Below are 19,058 nucleotides of genomic sequence, written 5' to 3'. Positions count from 1 at the left end.
AGAACAACATGAGCCGCCTGACCGTTACCCCTTTAAGCACCGCCCTGGGCGCCCAGATCAGTGGCGTCGATATCAGCCAGCCGCTGAACCTCGAACAGCGCGACGCCATCGAGCAGGCGTTGCTCCAGCATTCGGTGCTGTTCTTTCGCGACCAGCCGATCACCCCGCAGCAGCAAGCGCGCTTCGCGGCGAATTTCGGTGACCTGCACATTCACCCGATCTACCCCAACGTGCCCGAGCAGCCAGAAGTGCTGGTGCTCGACACTGCCGTCACTGACGTGCGCGACAACGCCATCTGGCACACCGACGTGACATTCCTGCCCACCCCGGCCCTGGGCGCAGTACTCAGCGCCAAGCTGCTGCCAGCCTTTGGCGGTGACACGCTGTGGGCCAGCGGTATCGCGGCCTTTGATGCGTTGTCAGAACCGATGAAGGCTTTTTTGACCGGCCTGACGGCAACCCATGACTTCACCCGCTCGTTCCCTCTGGAGCGTTACGGCAACACCGCCGAAGACTTGGCCCGCTGGGAGGAGGCCCGCAGAAAGAACCCGCCACTGTCCCACCCGGTGATCCGCACCCACCCGGTCAGTGGGCGCAAATCGCTGTTTGTCAGTGAGGGCTTCACCACCCGGATCAACGAACTGGAGCCGGCCGAAAGCGAAGTCATCCTCAAGCTGCTGTTCGCCCACGCCACCCGGCCGGAATTCACTATCCGCTGGCGCTGGCAAGCCAACGACGTGGCCTTCTGGGACAACCGCGTGACCCAGCACTACGCCGTGGACGACTACCGCCCACAGCGGCGAGTGATGCACCGGGCGACGATTCTGGGTGACGTCCCCTTCTAACAAACCCTTGTAGGAGCGAGCTTGCTCGCGAAAAACCCAAAGACGCTGCGGGGCATCAGATGCCCCGCGTTTTCGTTGGCGATCTTCGCGAGCAAGCTCGCTCCTACCGTTTGTTCAGCGGACCAAATGCAGGAACTGCAAGTGCCGCTCGTACTGGTCGAGGATGTCGTTGATGATCTGCTCCTTGGTGTAGCCCACCAGATCGTAGTCCTGGCTGCCCTCGCTCAAGTGCACTTCGGCGCGGTAGTAGCGACGGTTGTTCATCTCTTTGGAACCCATGCCGCCACGGGCAAAGGACGGCGTGAAGTAGCCGCGCATCTGCACCTGGTAGACAAACGGATGCTCTTCGCCGTGGCCGATTTCCAGGCTGACGCTGTCGTTGGACGGGTCGGGCTGGGTGACCACGTTCAGGCCCTTCTCGACAAACACGGCGGTCACTTCTTCAATCGCCGGGCGGACCGTGGTTTCGAGGAAGCGGTAGACCTCGTCCCGTGAAGGGAAATGCACCGCCTGGCTCAAGCGCTGGCGCCAGCCGCCACGGCCCTTGCGTGATGCCGACACCGGGGCCAGGGAGTGCAGTTGGGCGATCTGCTTCTGGGATTCGAGGTAGAACGCCTTGTGCAGCCCCCACATCATCAACAGCAGGATCATCGAGAACGGCAGCGAAGTCAGCACCACCGCGGACTTGAGCGAGTCGATGCTACCGGCAAACAGCAAGGCGCTGGTCACCAGCGCCGTCATCGCGCCCCAGAACACCCGCAGCCACTTGGGCCCGTCTTCATCGGCGTTGCCGCCCTTGGACGACAGGGTCGACAGCACCACGGTGCCGGAGTCGGCCGAGGTCACAAAGAACACAAAGCTGATAAACACCGTGACGGCGATCACGGTCTTGCTCCACGGGTAGGTTTCCAGCAGCAGGTACAGGCTCATCGACGGGTCGTCGATGGCCGACTGCCCCAGGGCAACCATGCCGTGGTTGAGCACCTGGTCAATCGCGCTGTTGCCGAAGATCGACATCCACGCCAGGGTGAAGCCCAGCGGGATCAGCAGCACGCCAAAGACGAACTCGCGGATGGTACGACCACGGGAGATCCGTGCGATGAACAGGCCCACGAACGGCGACCAGGCGATCCACCAGGCCCAGTAGAACACCGTCCAACCGCCCAGCCAGTCGCTGGGCTTGTCGTAGGCGTACACATCAAAACTCTTGCTCGGCAACGCGCCAAGGTAGTCACCGATGTTCTGGATCAGGGTGTTGAGCAAATGCTGGGTGGGCCCGGCGAACAACACAAACAGCAGCAGCGCACAGGCCAGCAGCATGTTGATGTCGGACATGACCCGCACGCCCTTGTCGACACCGGCCACCGCAACCAGGATCGCCGCGCCCATCATCAGGGTGATCAGGCCGACCTGGATCCATTGGGTGTGGGCGATGCCAAACAGGTAGTCCAGGCCCGAGTTGAGGTGCAGCACCCCAAAGCCCATGTCAGCCCCCAGGCCGAACACCGTGGCGATAATGCCGAAGCCATCCACCGCGTAGCCGATGGGGCCATTGATGCGCTTGCCGATCAGCGGATACAGCGCCGAACGCAAGGCCAGCGGCAGGTTATGCCGGTAGGCGAAGTACGCCAGGGCCATGCCGACAAACGCAAATACACCCCAGCCATGCAGGCCCCAATGCAGGAACAGCACCTGCATGGCCTGGCGCGCCGCGTCGGCGTTCAAGGCCTCGCCCTGGGGCGGTTGCACCAGGTGGGTCAAGGGTTCCGAGACGCAGAAGAAAAACAGCGTGATGCTGATCCCGGCGGCAAACAGCATGCCGGCCCAGGACAGGTAACTGAATTCGGGCTCGTCGTGGTCGGCACCAAGTTTGATCTTGCCGTAGCCAGACAACGCGGTGACCACCACGAAGACCAGATACAGGGTCATCGCCAGCATGTAGTACCAGCCGACCGTATTGGCCGCCCAGTTTTGCGCGGCCAGCAACCAGGCGCCGGCCTGTTCGGGGATCGCGATTACGGTGACACCAAACAGCAGGATGAAGCTGGCGGCGAAGTAAAACACCGGCGCATTCATGCGCACCAGGCCGCTTGGAGGGACAGACGATGCACTCATGAACCGTGCACCTCGAGGGTGTGGGATGTGGCTGTATAAAACGGACTCAGCAAAGGTAAGCCTCCTGTTGTGAGCGGGCAGCGAACCACCGGTTTAACTTGAACGAACGTTCAAGTTAAACATGGATAGGCGGTCTGGGACTAATCGCAGGGCTGAGTGGTAGGTAATTCCTACACTAGCTCAAGGAAGGGTATGACGGACGGGAGAGGCAAAACGTTCAGCGATTGCTTACCTAAATTGAAGTGCTATCCCCTGTGGGAGCGGGCTTGCCCGCGATAGCGGAGTGTCAGGTTAGAGGTATTTGACTGGCCTACCGCCATCGCGGGCAAGCCCGCTCCCACATTAGGTCGTCACTACTTCTGCGTCCCATCATCATGCTGCAAATTCGCCTGCGTGATGTTCGCCCCCGCCGGCACGCTGCGCGTCAGCCACACGTTGCCGCCAATGGTCGAGCCCTGGCCGATGGTGATCCGCCCCAGGATCGTCGCCCCGGCGTAAATCACCACATCGTCCTCGACAATCGGGTGCCGTGGATGGCCCTTCTGCAACTGCCCGTCCTCATCCGCCGGGAAACGCTTGGCGCCCAGGGTCACCGCTTGATAAATGCGCACCCGCTCACCAATGATCGCCGTCTCGCCAATCACCACACCCGTGCCGTGGTCGATAAAGAAACTCGGGCCGATCTGCGCGCCGGGGTGAATATCGATGCCGGTGGCCGAATGGGCGATTTCCGCGCTGATCCGCGCGAGCAAAGGCAGCCCGGCGCGATACAAATGGTGGGCCAGGCGATGGTGGATCACCGCGAGGATCCCCGGATAGCACAGCAACACCTCATCCACACTGCGCGCGGCCGGGTCGCCGTGATAGGCCGCCAGCACATCGGTGTCCAACAGGCTGCGCAGCGCCGGCAAGGCCAGGGCAAAATCCTGGATCAGGCGAATGGCCAATGCATCGACTTCATTATCGGCCCGGCCGCCCTGGCGTGCGGCATAGCGCAACTCCAGGCGTGCCTGGGCGAGCAGGGCATTGAGCGCCACATCGAGGGTATGGCCGACGTAGAAATCCTCACTCTCCTCGCGCAAATCCACCGGCCCCAGGCGCATGGGGAACAGTGCGCCGCACAGCGCTTCAAGAATCTGCGCCATCGCATCACGGGAAGGTAACTCGCGACCGCCCTGCTCGCCGCTGACCCGGCCGTTGCGCGTACGCCACTGATCCCGGGCGCCGCGCAACTGGCTGACGATGGTCTGTAATTGCCAATGACTGGAACGCTCGCTCACGGTAATCCCTCCTGAGGTAATGGCCATCACTTTACGGTATGCAACCGGGCCGCTCTTAATAACCAATGGTGCGATGCTCATAACGTTCTGGCATAAGCAACTGGCGGTTGCCCGCGCAAAAAGCCCTGCCTATAGTCCCTCCCATCTTCTATTACCCGTGCGTAACCATGATCAAACAACAGCTCGAGCGTTTTAACCGTCTGGAACTACTGGGTGGCGCCACCGCCCTGGAAAAACTCGAACGACTGTCGACCTGGCTGGGCCGTGATATCTACGTCAAGCGCGACGACACCACGCCGCTGGCCATGGGCGGCAACAAACTGCGCAAGCTCGAATACCTCGCCGCCGATGCCTTGGCCCAGGGCGCCGATACGCTGATCACCGCCGGCGCTATCCAGTCCAACCATGTGCGCCAGACCGCAGCCCTCGCCGCCAAGCTGGGCCTGGGCTGTGTCGCCCTGCTGGAAAACCCCACGGGCACCGACGACCCCAACTACCTGGGCAACGGCAACCGCTTGTTGGTCGAGTTGTTCGACGCCAAGGTCGAACTGGTCGAAAACCTTGACAACGCCGACGAGCAACTCCACGCCCTGGCCGAACGCCTGCGCAGCAACGGCAAGACCCCCTATCTGGTGCCAATCGGCGGCTCCAACGCCCTGGGTGCCCTGGGCTATGTGCGGGCCGGGCTGGAATTGGCCGGGCAGATCCAGGACAGCGGCCTGCAGTTTGCGGCGGTGGTCCTGGCCTCGGGCAGCGCCGGCACCCACAGCGGCCTGGCCCTGGCGTTGAGCGAAGTGCTGCCGGACTTGCCGGTGATTGGCGTCACCGTGTCGCGCACCGACGAGGCGCAACGGCCCAAGGTCCAAGGCCTGGCCGAACGCACGGCGCAATTGCTGGGGGTGGCGGTACCCGACGCGTTCAAAGTGATTTTGTGGGATGAATACTTCGCCCCGCGCTATGGCGAACCCAACGCCGGCACCCTGGCGGCAATCAAGCTGCTGGCGAGTCAGGAAGGCCTGTTGCTGGACCCGGTCTACACCGGCAAGGCCATGGCCGGGTTGCTCGACGGCATCGGTCGCGGCGCGTTCGGGGAAGGCCCGATCATCTTCCTGCACACCGGGGGGGCGCCGGCGTTGTTTGCCTATGATTCAGTGTTCTGACTGGACACATTGAATCTGCACCTGATATGCAAAAATGGAATATAAAACTTAATTTATATTATTTTTAACGCTTTAAAACTCGCCCTATAGTCGCGCTCCCACACACCGCGTTTTTAGGGCAGGATACGACCACTGCGTCACCTGCTTCGCACACCATAAAAAGCACAGGGGCTTGTCATGACTATTTCTGTATTGCGTCGTACGTTGCTGGTTGGCACTTTGGGCCTGGCCCTTGGCGCCGGGTTGTTGGGCCAGGCGGTTGCCGGCGAACAGCTGGGCAATATCAAGAAGGCCGGCGAGATCAAGATCGGCCTGGAAGGCACCTACCCGCCGTTCAGCTTCGTCGATGAAGACGGCAAGCTCAGCGGCTTTGAAGTCGAGCTGTCCGAAGCCCTGGCCAAGGAGCTGGGCGTCAAGGTCAAGCTGCAGGCCACCCCGTGGGACGGCATCCTCGCAGCCCTGGAATCCAAGCGCCTCGACGCGGTGGTCAACCAGGTGACGATCTCCGAAGAGCGCAAGAAAAAATACGATTTCTCCAAGCCCTACACCGTCTCTGGGATCCAGGCGCTGACCCTGGCGAAAAACGTCGACACCATCAAGACCGCCGACGATCTGGCCGGCAAGAAAGTCGGGGTGGGCCTTGGCACCAACTACGAACAATGGCTCAAGGACAACCAACCCAAAGCCATCATCAAGACCTATAACGACGACCCGACCAAGTTCCAGGACCTGCGCATCGGCCGTATCGACGCGATTCTGATCGACCGCCTGGCGGCCCTGGAATATGCGAAAAAAGCCAAGGACACCGCCGCTGCCGGTGACGCCTTCTCCCGCCAGGAATCAGGGATTGCCCTGCGCAAAGGCGAGCCTGAGCTGCTTGAGGCGGTCAACCAGGCTCTCGATAAACTGCGCGCCGACGGCACTTTGAAGAAGCTGTCCGAGAAATACTTCAACGCTGACGTCACTCAATAATGGAAGCAGGTTTCCAACTCGCGCTCGACTCCGCGCCCTTTTTGCTCAAGGGCGCGTATTACACGGTGATCCTCAGCCTCGGCGGGATGTTTTTCGGCTTGCTGCTAGGCTTCGGCCTGGCCTTGATGCGCCTGTCGCGCTTCAAGCTTTTGAGCTGGACGGCCAGGGTCTATGTCTCGTTCTTTCGCGGCACGCCGTTGCTGGTGCAGCTGTTTTTGATCTACTACGGCTTGCCGCAAGTGGGTATCGAGCTGGACCCGATCCCGGCGGCGATGATCGGCTTCTCGCTGAACATGGCCGCCTACGCCTGTGAAATCCTGCGCGCGGCCATCGGCTCCATCGAGCGTGGCCAGTGGGAAGCTGCCGCCAGTATCGGCATGACCCGCGCGCAGACCCTGCGCCGGGCCATCCTGCCGCAGGCGATGCGCACGGCCCTGCCGCCCTTGGGCAATAGTTTTATTTCGCTGGTCAAGGACACGGCGCTGGCCGCCACCATCCAGGTGCCCGAGCTGTTCCGCCAGGCCCAATTGGTATCGGCGCGCACCTTCGAAATTTTCACCATGTACCTGTCTGCGGCCCTGGTCTACTGGGTCCTGGCAAGCATCCTGGCGCATTTTCAGAACCGCCTGGAAGACCGGGTCAACCGGCATGACCTGGAGTCTTGAAGCATGATCGTGGTTGAAAAACTGACCAAACAATTCAAGGGTCAGGTGGTGCTCAATGGGATCGACCTGGAGGTCAAGGAAGGCGAAGTTGTCGCCATCATTGGCCCCAGCGGCTCCGGCAAGACCACCTTCCTGCGCTGCCTGAACTTCCTCGAAGAACCCACCAGCGGCCGGATCAAGGTCGGCGACATCGAGATCGACGGCAGCCGTCCGCTCAACCAGCAACAGGCCCTGGTGCGGCGCCTGCGCCAGCATGTGGGCTTTGTGTTCCAGAACTTCAACCTGTTCCCCCATCGCACCGCCCTGGAAAACGTCATCGAAGGCCCGCTGGTGGTCAAGAAGATGCCGCGCGACGCCGCCGACCGTCTCGGGCGGGCCCTGCTGGCCAAGGTCGGCCTGGCAGGCAAGGAAGATGCTTACCCCCGGCGCCTGTCCGGTGGCCAGCAGCAACGGGTGGCCATTGCCCGGGCCTTGGCGATGGAGCCGGAAGTGATCCTGTTCGATGAGCCGACCTCGGCCCTCGACCCGGAGCTGGTGGGCGAAGTACTGGCGACCATCCGCAGCCTTGCCGAAGAGAACCGCACCATGGTCATCGTCACCCACGAAATGAGTTTTGCCCGGGACGTGGCCAACCGCGTGGTCTTTTTCGACAAGGGCGTCATCGTCGAGCAAGGCGACGCCAAGGCGTTGTTTGCCAACCCCAAAGAAGAACGCACCCGGCAGTTCCTCAGCAAATTCCTCACCCACTGACCCTGCCCTTGTAGGAGCCGGCTTGCCGGCTCCCACATGTATCCTCCCTTTCGGAAAAGTCCCCGTAATCATTGGGCAAAGCGCCTATCAACGCCCCCTTTAATAGCAGCCATCAGTAAGACCCTTCTGAATAATCCCCAACCCGCCGTTTAGCCTTTTGCCTCCATTGACGCCCCCTGGCCAACCCTCTTATCTAGGGCCCACTGGATTGGATCCTATCCTGGCTTTTCAAAAACACGTTCCTTTCGAACCCCATGCCTGAGGTTCGGAACGATCGCTGCTGGCTGCATCAAGGAGATTATTTATGAAGCACATTCCCCCCCTGGCCATGCTCGCCGCGCCGACAGTGCCCCAGGCTCTCAAACAAGGTATCAACGCGCAGGCCGCCACCTATTTGCAGGTCGATATCGCCCCCTACCCGGACATGGGCAAGGGCGACTTGATCGAGCTGTTCTGGAACAACTGCTTTGCCGCCTCCAAGCGCGTGAGCGCCGCCGATATCGGCCAGCCCAGCAGCCTGCGGGTACCGGAAAGCTTTGTGCAAAATGGTGCCGCACGGATTCACTACCGGGTCATGCAAGTGGGGCGCGGCCCGGCGCGCTCGATGATTACCCGGGTGCAGGTCAAGACCGCCTGCCCGGGCGGCCCGCCATCGGTGCTGTGTGGCGCAGAAAACCAGAACCTGGCCCCTGTGGGCCTGCCTGAAACCATCCGCCGCCATGGCGTCAACCCCAGCCAGATCCGCCGGGGCGTGCCATTGACCATCGAGCCCTACCTGAACATGGCCGCCGGAGATGCAATCACCCTGCGCTGGGGCGATGCGCGCCTGGACCTGCCCCCCATCCACCCCACCGGGGTGGGGCGGCCCGTGCAGGTTTGGGTGCCTTCGACGCTGATCCTCGAAGCGGGGGACGACGCGCGCCAGGAGGTCACCTACTGCGTGATCGACCGCGTGGGCAACAACTCGCGGTGGGCGCCCGGGCGCATCGTGAGCATCGCCCAGGCCAAAGCCCCAGGCCCGGCCGAGGCCTTGTCGGTGTACCAGCCACGGCGTCCTGGCTCACCGTGCGAGCCGGGGTGACAGACCTTCTATGCATATTCCTAAAAGTTAGTTTATTTAAAAAATAAACACGCTTAGGGTATATGCACCGGACCACCGGACATTCCTGATTTTTTAGCTTTTCCACGGATGTGAGGTAGGTATGGTCAAAATTACCCCGGTGCACAACGCCAGGGCATTACGTGTAGCCACGCAGGGGCGCACCGATGTCTAACTTGGCGCAATCGCCCCTCCAGAGCGATCTGGATATCGCCCCGCTGCTACTGCCCGCCAAGGTGCTGCGCAACGACAGTGAAGCCCTCGCCGCCGCTCACGAGCTTGCCCAGGCCGCCCGCCTGCAAGCCGGCCTGCGTGACCGCCAGCGCAAACTGCCTTGGGCGGAAATCGAACAGTTCACCCGCAGCGGCCTGGGCAGCATTTCCATCCCCCGCGAATACGGTGGCCCACAAGTGTCGTTTGTGACCCTGGCCGAAGTGTTCGCGATTATCAGCGCCGTCGACCCGGCCCTGGGGCAGATCCCGCAGAACCACTTCGGCATCCTCCACGTGCTGCAAGGCGCCGCCAGCCAGGAACAGAAAAAGCAGCTGTTCCAAAGCGTCCTCGACGGCTGGCGCATCGGCAACGGCGGGCCGGAACGCGGCACTAAAAATACCCTGGATGTGAAGGCCCGGATCAGCGCCGAGGGTGACGGCTTTGTCATCAACGGCCAGAAGTTCTACTCCACCGGCGCACTGTTTGCCCATTGGGTCGCGGTCAAGGCCCTGGACGACGAAGGCCGCCAGGTCATGGCTTTTGTACGGCGTGGCACCCCGGGATTGCGCATCGTCGATGACTGGTCGGGCTTTGGCCAACGTACCACCGCCAGCGGCACCGTGCTGCTGAACAACGTGCCGGTAGATGCCGACCTGGTGGTGCCGACCTGGCGCCTGGGGCAGGCCCCAGGCATCCAGGGCGCGGTCTCGCAATTGATCCAGGCCGCCATCGACGCCGGTATCGCCCGTGGCGCCCTCGACGACACCATCAGTTTTGTCCGCGAACGCTCGCGGCCGTGGATCGACGCCAAGGTCGAACGGGCCAGCGACGACCTCTATGTGATCGCTGACATCGGCAAGCTGAAAATCGAACTGCATGCCGCCGAAGCCCTGCTGCGCAAGGCCGGCCAGGTGCTGGACCAAGTCAGCGCCGCGCCCATCACCGAACACTCCGCCGCCCGGGCCTCGATTGCCGTGGCACAAGCCAAGGTGCTGACCACCGAAGTCTCGCTGCTGGTCAGCGAGAAGCTCTTCGAACTGGCCGGCAGCCGCGCCACCCTCGACGAATTCAACCTCGACCGCCACTGGCGCAATGCACGGGTGCACACCTTGCACGACCCGGTGCGCTGGAAATATCACGCGGTGGGCGCCTGGCACCTCAACGGAACATTGCCGGCCCGGCATTCCTGGATCTGACGACCAGACATCTGGAGAAAAACATGACGCTTTCCCATCCCGTCGCGGTCATCACCAGCGACGAGCAAGCCCTGATTGTCGCCAGCGACCTGGCCGAAGACTTTCGCCGCGACAGCGCCCTGCGCGACCGCGAACGCCGCCTGCCACACGCCGAGCTGGAAGCCTTTTCCCGCTCCGGCCTGTGGGGCATCAGCGTACCCAAGGCATACGGCGGCGCTGGCGTATCCAACGTCACCCTGGCCAAGGTCATTGCCCTGATCGCCCAGGCCGATGCCTCGTTGGGGCAGATCCCGCAAAACCATTTCTATGCCCTGGAAGTGCTGCGCGTAAATGGCAGCCCGGCGCAGCAACAACGCCTGTACGCCGAGGTGCTGGCCGGCCAGCGCTTTGGCAATGCCCTGGCGGAACTGGGCACCAAGACCGCCCATGACCGGGTGACGAAACTTGTGCGCGAGGGCGACGGATTTCGCATCAGCGGCCGCAAGTTCTACGCCACCGGCGCGATCTACGCCCAGCGCATTCCCACCTCGGTGGTGGATGAACTCGGCGTGCAGCAACTGGCCTTCGTGCCGCATGACAGCCAGGGCCTGACGGTGATCGACGACTGGAGCGGCTTTGGCCAGCGCACCACCGGCAGCGGCTCGGTGGTGTTCGACAATGTGTGGGTCGCCGCCGAAGACGTGATCCCGTTCCAGAGCGCCTTCGAGCGCCCGACCACAGTAGGCCCGCTGGCGCAGATCCTTCACGCGGCCATCGACACCGGCATCGCCCGCGCGGCCTTTGAAGACGCCCTGCATTTTGTGCGCACCAAGACCCGCCCATGGATCGACTCGGGCAATGACAAGGCCAGCGAAGACCCGCTGACCCTGAAAAGCTTCGGCCACCTGAGCGTCCGCCTGCACGCCACCGAAGCCCTGCTGGAGCGCTCCGGCGAATTCCTCGACCGCGCCCAGGCCGACAGCACCGCACACACCGTCGCTGCGGCATCGATCGCCGTGGCCGAAGCGCGCGCCCTGAGCACGGAGATTTCCCTGGCCGCCGGCAGCACCCTGTTCGAACTCGCCGGCAGCCAGGCAACCCTCGCCGAACATGGCCTGGACCGCCACTGGCGCAACGCCCGGGTGCACACCCTGCACGACCCGGTGCGCTGGAAGTACCACGCAGTCGGCAATTATTACCTCAACGATGAAAACCCGCCGCTGCGGGGGACCATCTGATGGCGAAGAAAAAGATCCTGCTCAATGCCTTCAACATGAACTGCATCGGGCATATCAACCATGGCCTGTGGACGCACCCACGGGATACCTCGACCCAGTACAAGAGCGTCGAATACTGGACCGAACTGGCGCAACTGCTGGAGCGCGGGCTATTCGACGGCTTGTTTATCGCCGACATCGTTGGCGTGTACGACGTCTATCAAGGCTCGGTCGATGTGCCACTCAAGGAGTCGATCCAGCTGCCGGTCAACGACCCGCTGCTGCTGGTCTCGGCCATGGCTGCGGTGACGAAAAACCTCGGCTTCGGCCTGACCGCCAACCTGACTTACGAGCCGCCCTATCTGTTCGCCCGGCGCATGTCCACCCTCGATCACCTGAGCCGTGGCCGGGTGGGCTGGAACATCGTCACCGGCTATCTGGACAGCGCCGCCAAGGCCATGGGCCTCACCGAGCAGGTCGAACATGACCGGCGCTACGACCAGGCCGACGAGTACCTGGAGGTGCTGTACAAGCTGTGGGAAGGCAGTTGGGAAGACGACGCGGTACTCAACGACCCGCAACAACGGATCTATGCCCAACCTGCCAAGGTGCACAAGGTCGAGCACCATGGCGAGTTCTACCAGGTGGAGGGTTATCACCTGTGCGAGCCGTCACCGCAGCGCACGCCAGTGTTGTTCCAGGCCGGCAGTTCGGAGCGCGGCCTGCTGTTCGCCGGGCGTCATGCCGAGTGCGTGTTCATCAGCGGGCAGAACAAGGCCGCGACCAAGGTGCAAGTGGACAAGGTGCGCGCCAGCGCGGTCGAGGCCGGGCGCAACCCGGACGATATCAAGGTGTTCATGGGCCTCAACGTGATTGTCGGCGCCACCGAGGCACTGGCCTGGGCCAAGCATGCCGAGTACCTGAGCTACGCCAGCGCCGAGGCCGGGGTGGCGCATTTCAGCGCCTCCACCGCCATCGACTTCTCGCAATACGAGCTGGATGAACCCATCCAGTACGTGAAGAGCAACGCGATCCAATCGGCCACCAAAGCCTTGCAGAACAACGACTGGACCCGTCGCAAGTTGTTGGAGCAACACGCGTTGGGCGGGCGCTATATCACCCTGGTGGGCTCACCCGCGCAGGTGGCTGATGAGCTGGAATCCTGGATCAGCGAGACCGGCCTGGATGGCTTCAACCTGACGCGCATTGTTACGCCGGAGAGCTATGTGGACTTCATCGAGTTGGTGATTCCGGAGTTGCAAAAACGGGGGTCGTACAAGACCGCTTATGAGAGCGGGACGCTGCGCGAGAAAGTGTTCCACCGCGATGCTCGCTTACCCGAACAACACACCGGCTCTCACTACCGCCACTAAACCAAAAATGTGGGAGCTGGCTTGCCTGCGATAGCGGTGTGCCAGTTGATGCAGTTGGCACTGACACACCGTTATCGCAGGCAAGCCAGCTCCCACATTAGATCTTCGTTGTTTTTCCCCACACCTTATGACTGGAAATCGACCATGAAAAAAACACTGCTGTCCCACCCAGTCAAAGCACTGGCCCTGGCCCTCGGCCTGTTCAGCTCGGCGGTGTTTGCCGCCGATGCGCCGCTGAAAGTCGGCACCACGGCGGCCTTCGCCATCCCCCTGGAAGCCGCCGTCGAAGAGGCCGGAAAACAGGGCCTGAAAGTCGAGCTGGTGGAGTTCACCGACTGGATCGCGCCCAACGTCAGCCTCGCCGCCGGCGATATCGACGTGAATTACTTCCAGCACATTCCGTTCCTGGAAAACGCCAAGGCCGCCGCCGGTTTTGACCTGGTGCCGTTCAAGCCGGGGATCATCAACAACGTCGGCCTGTACTCGAAAAAATACAAAAGCTTCGATGAGCTGCCCCAGGGCGCCAGCGTGGCCATCGCCAACGACCCGATCAACAGCGGGCGCGGCCTGCAACTGCTGGCCAAGGCGGGCTTGATCACCCTCAAGCCGGGCGTGGGCTACAAGGCCACCGAAGAAGACATCGTCGCCAACCCGAAAAAGCTCAAGATCCTGCAAGTCGAAGCAGTGCAGCTGGTACGCGCCTATGACGATGCCGACCTGGTGCAGGGCTACCCGGCCTACATCCGCCTGTCCAAGACTTTCAATGCCGAGTCGGCGCTGCTGTTCGACGGCCTCGACCACCCGGAATACGTGATCCAGTTCGTGACCCAGCCCAAAGGCACAACCGACCCGCGGGTGATCAAGTTCGTCGAGATCTACCAGCATTCGCCGGTGGTGCGTGCTGCCCTGGATAAATCCCTCGGCACGCTGTACCAAGTCGGTTGGGAAGGCTGAACATGAGCGCCGCCAACAGCCAACTGCGCGACCTGGGCACACCGCCCAGGGACGCCCGGCAGACCGAACTGCACCCAGACCTCAACCGCGCCCATGTGCGTTTTATCAACCTGGGCAAAACCTATGACGGCACGGTGCATGCGCTGCAAGGCATTGACCTGGCGATCCAGCACGGCGAAGTGTTCGGCATCATCGGCCGCAGTGGCGCCGGCAAGTCGTCGCTGATCCGCACCATCAACCGCCTGGAGCAACCCAGCAGCGGCCGGGTGCTGATCGACCAGGTGGATATCGGCGAGTTCGACGAAGACCGCCTGGTGGCCCTGCGCAGGCGCATCGGCATGATCTTCCAGCACTTCAACCTGATGTCGGCCAAGACCGTGTGGCAGAACGTCGAGCTGCCGCTGAAAGTTGCCGGCGTGCCCAAACCACAGCGCGCACAAAAAGTCCGCGAACTGCTGGAGCTGGTGGGCTTGCAAGACAAGCACAAGGCCTACCCGGCGCAGTTGTCCGGCGGGCAGAAGCAACGGGTAGGCATCGCCCGCTCGCTGGTGCACGACCCGCAGATCCTGCTGTGCGACGAAGCCACCTCGGCCCTGGACCCGGAAACCACCCAGTCGATCCTCGGCCTGTTGCGCGAGATCAACCGGCGCCTGGGCCTGACCATCGTGCTGATCACCCACGAGATGGCGGTGATCCGCGAAATCTGCGACCGCGTGGTGGTGCTGGAACACGGGCGGATCGTCGAGCAAGGGCCGGTGTGGGAAGTGTTTGGCAACCCCAGGCATGAGGTCAGCAAAACCCTGCTGGCGCCCCTGCAACATGGCTTGCCCGATGAGCTGCAAAAGCGTTTGCAGGCCACGCCGCCGTCGGCGCAGGCGGCCGTGGTGCTGCGCCTGCAATTTACCGGCGCCAGCGCGGATGAACCGGACCTCGCCGCACTGTTCGGCGCCCTGGGTGGGCGCGTGCGCCTGCTGCAAGGCGGGGTCGAGCGCATCCAGGGCCACGCCCTGGGGCAGTTGCTGCTGGCGGTGAGCGACTCCACCCTGGATGCCGATACATTACGCACCCGCGCCGCGCGCTGGGCACAACAGGTCGAGGTGCTGGGCTATGTGGTTTGATCGTTTATTGCAGGGCGCCATCGATACCTTGTTGATGGTCGGGGTGTCGTCGTTGATCGCGCTGTTGGTGGGCATCCCGCTGGCGGTGTTCCTGGTCACCAGCGACAAGGGCGGCATCTACCAGGCCCCCGCGTTGAACCGGGTACTGGGGGCGTTCGTCAATCTGTTCCGCTCCATCCCCTTCCTGATTCTGATGGTGGCGCTGATCCCGTTCACCCGCCTGATCGTCGGCACCACCTACGGCGTATGGGCCGCCGTGGTGCCGCTGACCATCGCCGCCACGCCATTCTTTGCGCGAATCGCCGAGGTCAGCCTGCGCGAGGTCGACCATGGCCTGATCGAAGCCGCCCAGGCCATGGGCTGCCGGCGCTGGCATATCGTCTGGCATGTGCTGTTGCCGGAAGCACTGCCGGGGATTGTCGGCGGGTTCACCATTACTCTGGTGACCATGATCAACTCGTCGGCCATGGCCGGGGCGATCGGCGCCGGTGGCCTGGGGGATATTGCCTACCGCTACGGTTACCAGCGTTTTGACAGCCAGATCATGCTCACGGTGATTGTATTGCTGGTTCTGCTGGTGGCCGCGATCCAACTGGGCGGCGATCGCCTGGCGCGCGGGCTGAACAAACGCTGAGGTATAGTCGGCACCTTTCTTTGCCCTGGTGCCGACTGCCATGAAACTCGCCCCCGACGACCTCGACCAGATCACCTCCACCACCCTAGGCCACTACAACCAGGTGGCCGAGGACTTTCGCGAAGGCACCCGCGACCATGATGTAAGCCAGAACATCGACGCACTGCTGCGGCATATCCAGGCGCCCGCACCGTTTACCGTGCTGGACTTCGGCTGCGGGCCGGGGCGGGATTTGCAGACCTTCACCCGGCTTGGGCATATCGCCGTAGGCCTGGATGGCGCCGAGCGTTTCGCGCAGATGGCGCGCCAGAACAGCGGCTGCGAGGTACTGCAGCAGGACTTCCTCAAGCTGGATCTGCCGGCCGCGCGCTTCGACGGGATTTTTGCCAATGCGGTGCTGTTCCATATCCCCAAGCAGGAGTTGCCGCGCATTCTCCAGCAACTGCATGCTGCGCTGAAACCGGGCGGGGTGTTGTTCAGCTCCAATCCCAGGGGGCAAAACCAGGAGGGCTGGAACGGGCCGCGTTATGGCTCGTATCACGACCTTGCGGCCTGGCAGGCGCTGCTGGCGGCGGCGGGGTTTGTGGAGTTGGAGCACTACTATCGCCCGGCGGGGCTGCCGCGCGAGCAGCAGCCCTGGTTGGCCAGTGTGTGGCGTAAGGTAGAGGTTGTCTGAGCGGACGCTATCGCAGCGATGCGGCGACCCGACAAGCCAGCTCCCACATTGGTTTTGTGGTGTGTCCAGAGCTCCCTGCCTGATCGAGCCCCCCTGTGGGAGCGGGCTTGCCCGCGATGGCAGTAGTACAGGCACTATCTTTGGTGGCTGACATACCGCCATCGCAGGCAAGCCAGCTCCCACATTGTTTTGTGGTGTGTCCAGAACTCCCTGCCTGATCGAGCCCCCCCCTATGGAAGCGGGCTTGCCCGCGATGGCAGTAGTACAGGCACTATCTTTGGTGGCTGACATACCGCCATCGCAGGCAGGCCAGCTCCCACATTGTTTTGTGGTGTGTCCAGAATTTCCTGCCTGGTCGAGCCCCCCCTGTGGGAGCGGGCTTGCCCGCGATGGCAGTAGTACAGGCACTATCTTTGGTGGCTGACATACCGCCATCGCAGGCAAGCCAGCTCCCACATTGGTTTTGTGGTGTGTCCAGAGCTCCCTGCCTGGTCGAGCCCCCCCTGTGGGAGCGGGCTTGCCCGCGATGGACTCAAGGGCGCTGCTGATCCACCTGATACACCACCGGACTTTCACCCACCACCCACGCCGTCACACTCCGCCCCGGATACCCGTCCCTCTGCTCCTGCGCAAAATTGGCCACCAACCGCGTGCCATCGGTAAACGTGGTCTGCTGCACCAGCCGGTCGTTGCTCAGCCAGCGAAAATCCGTCAACGCCTGGGTCGCCAGACGCTCATGCAACGGGCGGAAAAACCCATCCTGACGCTGGATCATCGGCAAGCGTTGCTTCAAGGTAGCGGCGCTCAAGTGATAGAGCGGCGGCACGTTGTAAAGCAGCTGGGTCAACTCGTTTTCCACCTGCACATTGCTCAGCTTCAGGCTGTCGAACAGCCAGTGATGGCTGGTAATGACCGAGCCATGGAACACCGCCTGATACAGCGGCAGGCGCATCGCCGGGGCAAAGTACACGCTGCGCAGCGGCTCTTTGAGCGGCACGCGCTTGAAGAACACTGCCGGTTCCTCCGGTGGATACCAGGCGCCCACGTAGTAAGGCGATTGCTTGTCCTGGGTCATCTCGCGGTCGCCCCAGCCCATGACCGGGGTTTGCATGCCATGGGCGAACAACACGCCGCGGGCGGTGGTGGCATTGCCGTCTTCGGAGCCCACCGGCAACTGGAGGTGGCTACCAATCCAGCGTGCCGCGTCGATATTGCCCTCGGCGTTCTGCGCCTGGGTCATGCCCAGTACCGAGCGATAGCTGTCAAACAGCATGCCGGTGGCGTAGGCATCGAGAAACCAGGCATTGAACCCGGCCTTGGCCTGCACCGCTGTCACCCGTGCCTGCAGCAGCGGGCGCACGCAACGCGGGTCGGTGTAGTGCCCGGACTTCTGGAAGCCGGTCTTGAGCTGGCCATTTTTCAACATGATCGCGCAGTCGCGGTACGCCCGGCTGCCCAGGTGCGCGGTGGTCCAGTCGAGGTTCTCCGTGTCCGCCAGCGCGGTTTCATAGGAATCATAAGGCGCCATCAAGTACCCGGCCTCGACACCCTTGCGTACCGCCTCAGGGTGCCAGAGCCCGCCCTCCCAGCCTTCGCCCAGGGTCAATAGCAAGCGTGGTAGGCCACTGTCTTGCAGGGTCTTTATAGTTTTGGCGGATAAGGTGCTACCCCAGGTTTCGGGGGGCGCGGTCAAGGCGCTGGCAAACTCCTGCGCCAATGCCTGACGGACCACCCCATAGCCTTCGGCGAGGGCCTGCATGTCGGGCTCGGTCTTGGCTTGCCAGCCCTGGCGCGCCTTTTTGTCGAGGGCCGCGTTGAGCCCTCTTAACAACACGGCTTGCTGGTAACGATCCAGAAACGGCTGGGTGACGTGCACCACCTGCGTCGCCTGCGGGTCAAGCAGGCCCCTGAGTTGCGCGCCCAACCCATCAGCCGCGCGCAGCAATGTGCGTAGCTGCTGCCAATCGCGTACATCACCAAGGCCCAGCAGGTCGTTGCCCCACAGGTACACATGGCTGGCACCCAGCAGTTTTTCGCCGTCAGGCAGGCGTTGCAGCTTTTGCGCCAACGGCTCGTAAAGGCCCTGCTCCACCAGCCACTGGCGATAGCGCTTGGCACCGGCCAGCAAGTCGGCTTCGCCCAGGTTCAGGCGCAGTGTCATCGGTGCGCCAGGGTCCAGGGCGGTGAACTCATGGCGCAACGTCAAGCCCAGGCGCTGGCCCTCGGCATGCCACTGCAAGCGATTGTTGTAGGGGTTGGTCAGCAGCCAGTTGAGGGTAAAGCTGGCGTGGTCGACGCCCCATAACGGCAGGCTGAGGTCTTGGGTGCTGTTCACATCGCCGTAATCGAGCAGGAAGTCTTGCCACAGGCGATTGCCGGCGGGGATGTAATGCCCCTCGGCGAGCGGCCAGATCAAACCCTTGCCCATGGCGCTGGCCGGTTGCCGGAGGATGTCCAGTTCAGCAGCCTCGCGTGCGGTGACGCTAAGGATCAGGTCGCGCTGCTCCAGGGTGGCGCTCAGGTGATAGGCCCCCTTGTCCCATTGCCAGTTGGCCTGTTGATCGGCCTGTTGCAACTGGCTGACCTCATGGGCCGCCACGCCGCTTGAGGCCAGTACCGGTTCGCCGCCAGCGGGGGTAACGCGTACAGCCAGGGTCGCCGCGTCGAGTTCGATACGCCATTGGGCGTTTTCCAGCACGGTGCCGGCAACCGCCAGCGGTGAGAGCAGTAGCATGCAAACCATTAAGGTAAGGCGCAGACAACGAGGCATGGCAAAGACCTTCACACAAGTGAAAGCCTGGAGGGTAAAACA

Annotated in this window: 16 protein-coding genes; 13 read left to right on the top strand and 3 right to left on the bottom strand. The window is 62.6% G+C overall.

Annotated features, from left to right (window positions below; all coding sequences use genetic code 11):
* Window positions 1–8: 8 nt before the first annotated feature.
* Window positions 9–845 (top strand): taurine dioxygenase, encoded by an 837-nt coding sequence (gene tauD / locus ACSSVH_RS01145; RefSeq protein WP_170042335.1) that lies wholly within the window; start codon window positions 9–11, stop codon window positions 843–845.
* A gap of 114 nt (window positions 846–959) precedes the next feature.
* On the opposite strand, the gene betT is transcribed toward tauD, so the two are convergent.
* Window positions 960–2,921, bottom strand: coding sequence for a choline transporter BetT (gene betT / locus ACSSVH_RS01140; protein WP_170042557.1), 1,962 nt, complete (start codon window positions 2,919–2,921; stop codon window positions 960–962).
* 392 nt (window positions 2,922–3,313) lie between these two features.
* Window positions 3,314–4,240 carry a serine O-acetyltransferase EpsC gene (gene epsC / locus ACSSVH_RS01135; RefSeq protein WP_170042334.1) on the bottom strand — a complete coding sequence of 309 codons (927 nt, stop codon included), beginning with the start codon at window positions 4,238–4,240 and terminating at the stop codon, window positions 3,314–3,316.
* A 167-nt stretch (window positions 4,241–4,407) separates the two neighbouring features.
* On the opposite strand from epsC, the gene ACSSVH_RS01130 reads away from it, so the two are divergent.
* The 12 genes from ACSSVH_RS01130 (at window position 4,408) to ACSSVH_RS01075 (ending at window position 16,246) form a co-directional block, all read left to right on the top strand.
* Window positions 4,408–5,400, top strand: coding sequence for a D-cysteine desulfhydrase (locus ACSSVH_RS01130; protein WP_492633968.1), 993 nt, complete (start codon window positions 4,408–4,410; stop codon window positions 5,398–5,400).
* Window positions 5,401–5,577: 177 nt separating this feature from the next.
* Window positions 5,578–6,372: a cystine ABC transporter substrate-binding protein gene (tcyJ, locus tag ACSSVH_RS01125; RefSeq protein WP_169953904.1), complete on the top strand. Its 795-nt coding sequence runs from the start codon at window positions 5,578–5,580 to the stop codon at window positions 6,370–6,372.
* Window positions 6,372–7,037 carry a cystine ABC transporter permease gene (tcyL, locus tag ACSSVH_RS01120; protein WP_169953905.1) on the top strand — a complete coding sequence of 222 codons (666 nt, stop codon included), beginning with the start codon at window positions 6,372–6,374 and terminating at the stop codon, window positions 7,035–7,037. Before tcyJ ends, tcyL begins: the two co-directional genes overlap by 1 nt.
* 3 nt (window positions 7,038–7,040) lie before the next feature.
* Window positions 7,041–7,787, top strand: coding sequence for an L-cystine ABC transporter ATP-binding protein TcyN (gene tcyN, locus ACSSVH_RS01115; RefSeq protein ID WP_169953906.1), 747 nt, complete (start codon window positions 7,041–7,043; stop codon window positions 7,785–7,787).
* A gap of 304 nt (window positions 7,788–8,091) precedes the next feature.
* Window positions 8,092–8,868 carry a hypothetical protein gene (locus tag ACSSVH_RS01110; protein WP_169953907.1) on the top strand — a complete coding sequence of 259 codons (777 nt, stop codon included), beginning with the start codon at window positions 8,092–8,094 and terminating at the stop codon, window positions 8,866–8,868.
* A 185-nt stretch (window positions 8,869–9,053) separates the two neighbouring features.
* On the top strand, window positions 9,054–10,295 hold the full coding sequence (locus ACSSVH_RS01105) for an SfnB family sulfur acquisition oxidoreductase (RefSeq protein WP_492633967.1): 1,242 nt from the start codon (window positions 9,054–9,056) through the stop codon (window positions 10,293–10,295).
* A 23-nt stretch (window positions 10,296–10,318) separates the two neighbouring features.
* Complete coding sequence (locus ACSSVH_RS01100) at window positions 10,319–11,512, top strand: SfnB family sulfur acquisition oxidoreductase (RefSeq protein WP_169953909.1); 1,194 nt, start codon at window positions 10,319–10,321, stop codon at window positions 11,510–11,512.
* Window positions 11,512–12,864: an LLM class flavin-dependent oxidoreductase gene (locus ACSSVH_RS01095; protein ID WP_492633966.1), complete on the top strand. Its 1,353-nt coding sequence runs from the start codon at window positions 11,512–11,514 to the stop codon at window positions 12,862–12,864. The genes ACSSVH_RS01100 and ACSSVH_RS01095 overlap by 1 nt, the downstream gene beginning before the upstream one ends.
* Window positions 12,865–13,008: 144 nt before the next feature.
* Entirely contained in the window at window positions 13,009–13,818 is an 810-nt protein-coding gene (locus tag ACSSVH_RS01090) for a MetQ/NlpA family ABC transporter substrate-binding protein (protein WP_169953911.1), read from the top strand.
* Between the two features lie 2 nt (window positions 13,819–13,820).
* Window positions 13,821–14,936 carry a methionine ABC transporter ATP-binding protein gene (locus tag ACSSVH_RS01085; RefSeq protein WP_169953912.1) on the top strand — a complete coding sequence of 372 codons (1,116 nt, stop codon included), beginning with the start codon at window positions 13,821–13,823 and terminating at the stop codon, window positions 14,934–14,936.
* A complete protein-coding gene (locus ACSSVH_RS01080; RefSeq protein ID WP_169953913.1) occupies window positions 14,926–15,570 on the top strand; it encodes a methionine ABC transporter permease in 645 nt (214 codons plus the stop codon). Before ACSSVH_RS01085 ends, ACSSVH_RS01080 begins: the two co-directional genes overlap by 11 nt.
* Window positions 15,571–15,610: 40 nt before the next feature.
* Complete coding sequence (locus ACSSVH_RS01075) at window positions 15,611–16,246, top strand: class I SAM-dependent methyltransferase (RefSeq protein WP_492633965.1); 636 nt, start codon at window positions 15,611–15,613, stop codon at window positions 16,244–16,246.
* A gap of 532 nt (window positions 16,247–16,778) precedes the next feature.
* Here the strand turns inward: ACSSVH_RS01075 and ACSSVH_RS01070 are convergent.
* Window positions 16,779–19,016: a glycoside hydrolase gene (locus ACSSVH_RS01070; RefSeq protein ID WP_492633964.1), complete on the bottom strand. Its 2,238-nt coding sequence runs from the start codon at window positions 19,014–19,016 to the stop codon at window positions 16,779–16,781.
* Between the last annotated feature and the right edge of the window lie 42 nt (window positions 19,017–19,058).

This window comes from Pseudomonas sp. HC1(2025), from assembly GCF_058742075.1.
This window is presented reverse-complemented; position numbering and strand designations above follow the sequence as displayed.

What these genes read in the sequence shown, in the direction of transcription:
- ACSSVH_RS01070 (WP_492633964.1), bottom strand. Translation starts at nt 19,016, where the DNA reads ATGCCTCGTTGTCTGCGCCTTACCTTAATGGTTTGCATGCTACTGCTC.
- tcyL (WP_169953905.1), top strand. Translation starts at nt 6,372, where the DNA reads ATGGAAGCAGGTTTCCAACTCGCGCTCGACTCCGCGCCCTTTTTGCTC.
- ACSSVH_RS01090 (WP_169953911.1), top strand. Translation starts at nt 13,009, where the DNA reads ATGAAAAAAACACTGCTGTCCCACCCAGTCAAAGCACTGGCCCTGGCC.
- ACSSVH_RS01085 (WP_169953912.1), top strand. Translation starts at nt 13,821, where the DNA reads ATGAGCGCCGCCAACAGCCAACTGCGCGACCTGGGCACACCGCCCAGG.
- betT (WP_170042557.1), bottom strand. Translation starts at nt 2,921, where the DNA reads ATGAATGCGCCGGTGTTTTACTTCGCCGCCAGCTTCATCCTGCTGTTT.
- ACSSVH_RS01075 (WP_492633965.1), top strand. Translation starts at nt 15,611, where the DNA reads ATGAAACTCGCCCCCGACGACCTCGACCAGATCACCTCCACCACCCTA.
- tcyJ (WP_169953904.1), top strand. Translation starts at nt 5,578, where the DNA reads ATGACTATTTCTGTATTGCGTCGTACGTTGCTGGTTGGCACTTTGGGC.
- ACSSVH_RS01110 (WP_169953907.1), top strand. Translation starts at nt 8,092, where the DNA reads ATGAAGCACATTCCCCCCCTGGCCATGCTCGCCGCGCCGACAGTGCCC.
- ACSSVH_RS01105 (WP_492633967.1), top strand. Translation starts at nt 9,054, where the DNA reads ATGTCTAACTTGGCGCAATCGCCCCTCCAGAGCGATCTGGATATCGCC.
- tauD (WP_170042335.1), top strand. Translation starts at nt 9, where the DNA reads ATGAGCCGCCTGACCGTTACCCCTTTAAGCACCGCCCTGGGCGCCCAG.
- ACSSVH_RS01100 (WP_169953909.1), top strand. Translation starts at nt 10,319, where the DNA reads ATGACGCTTTCCCATCCCGTCGCGGTCATCACCAGCGACGAGCAAGCC.
- ACSSVH_RS01130 (WP_492633968.1), top strand. Translation starts at nt 4,408, where the DNA reads ATGATCAAACAACAGCTCGAGCGTTTTAACCGTCTGGAACTACTGGGT.
- ACSSVH_RS01095 (WP_492633966.1), top strand. Translation starts at nt 11,512, where the DNA reads ATGGCGAAGAAAAAGATCCTGCTCAATGCCTTCAACATGAACTGCATC.
- tcyN (WP_169953906.1), top strand. Translation starts at nt 7,041, where the DNA reads ATGATCGTGGTTGAAAAACTGACCAAACAATTCAAGGGTCAGGTGGTG.
- ACSSVH_RS01080 (WP_169953913.1), top strand. Translation starts at nt 14,926, where the DNA reads ATGTGGTTTGATCGTTTATTGCAGGGCGCCATCGATACCTTGTTGATG.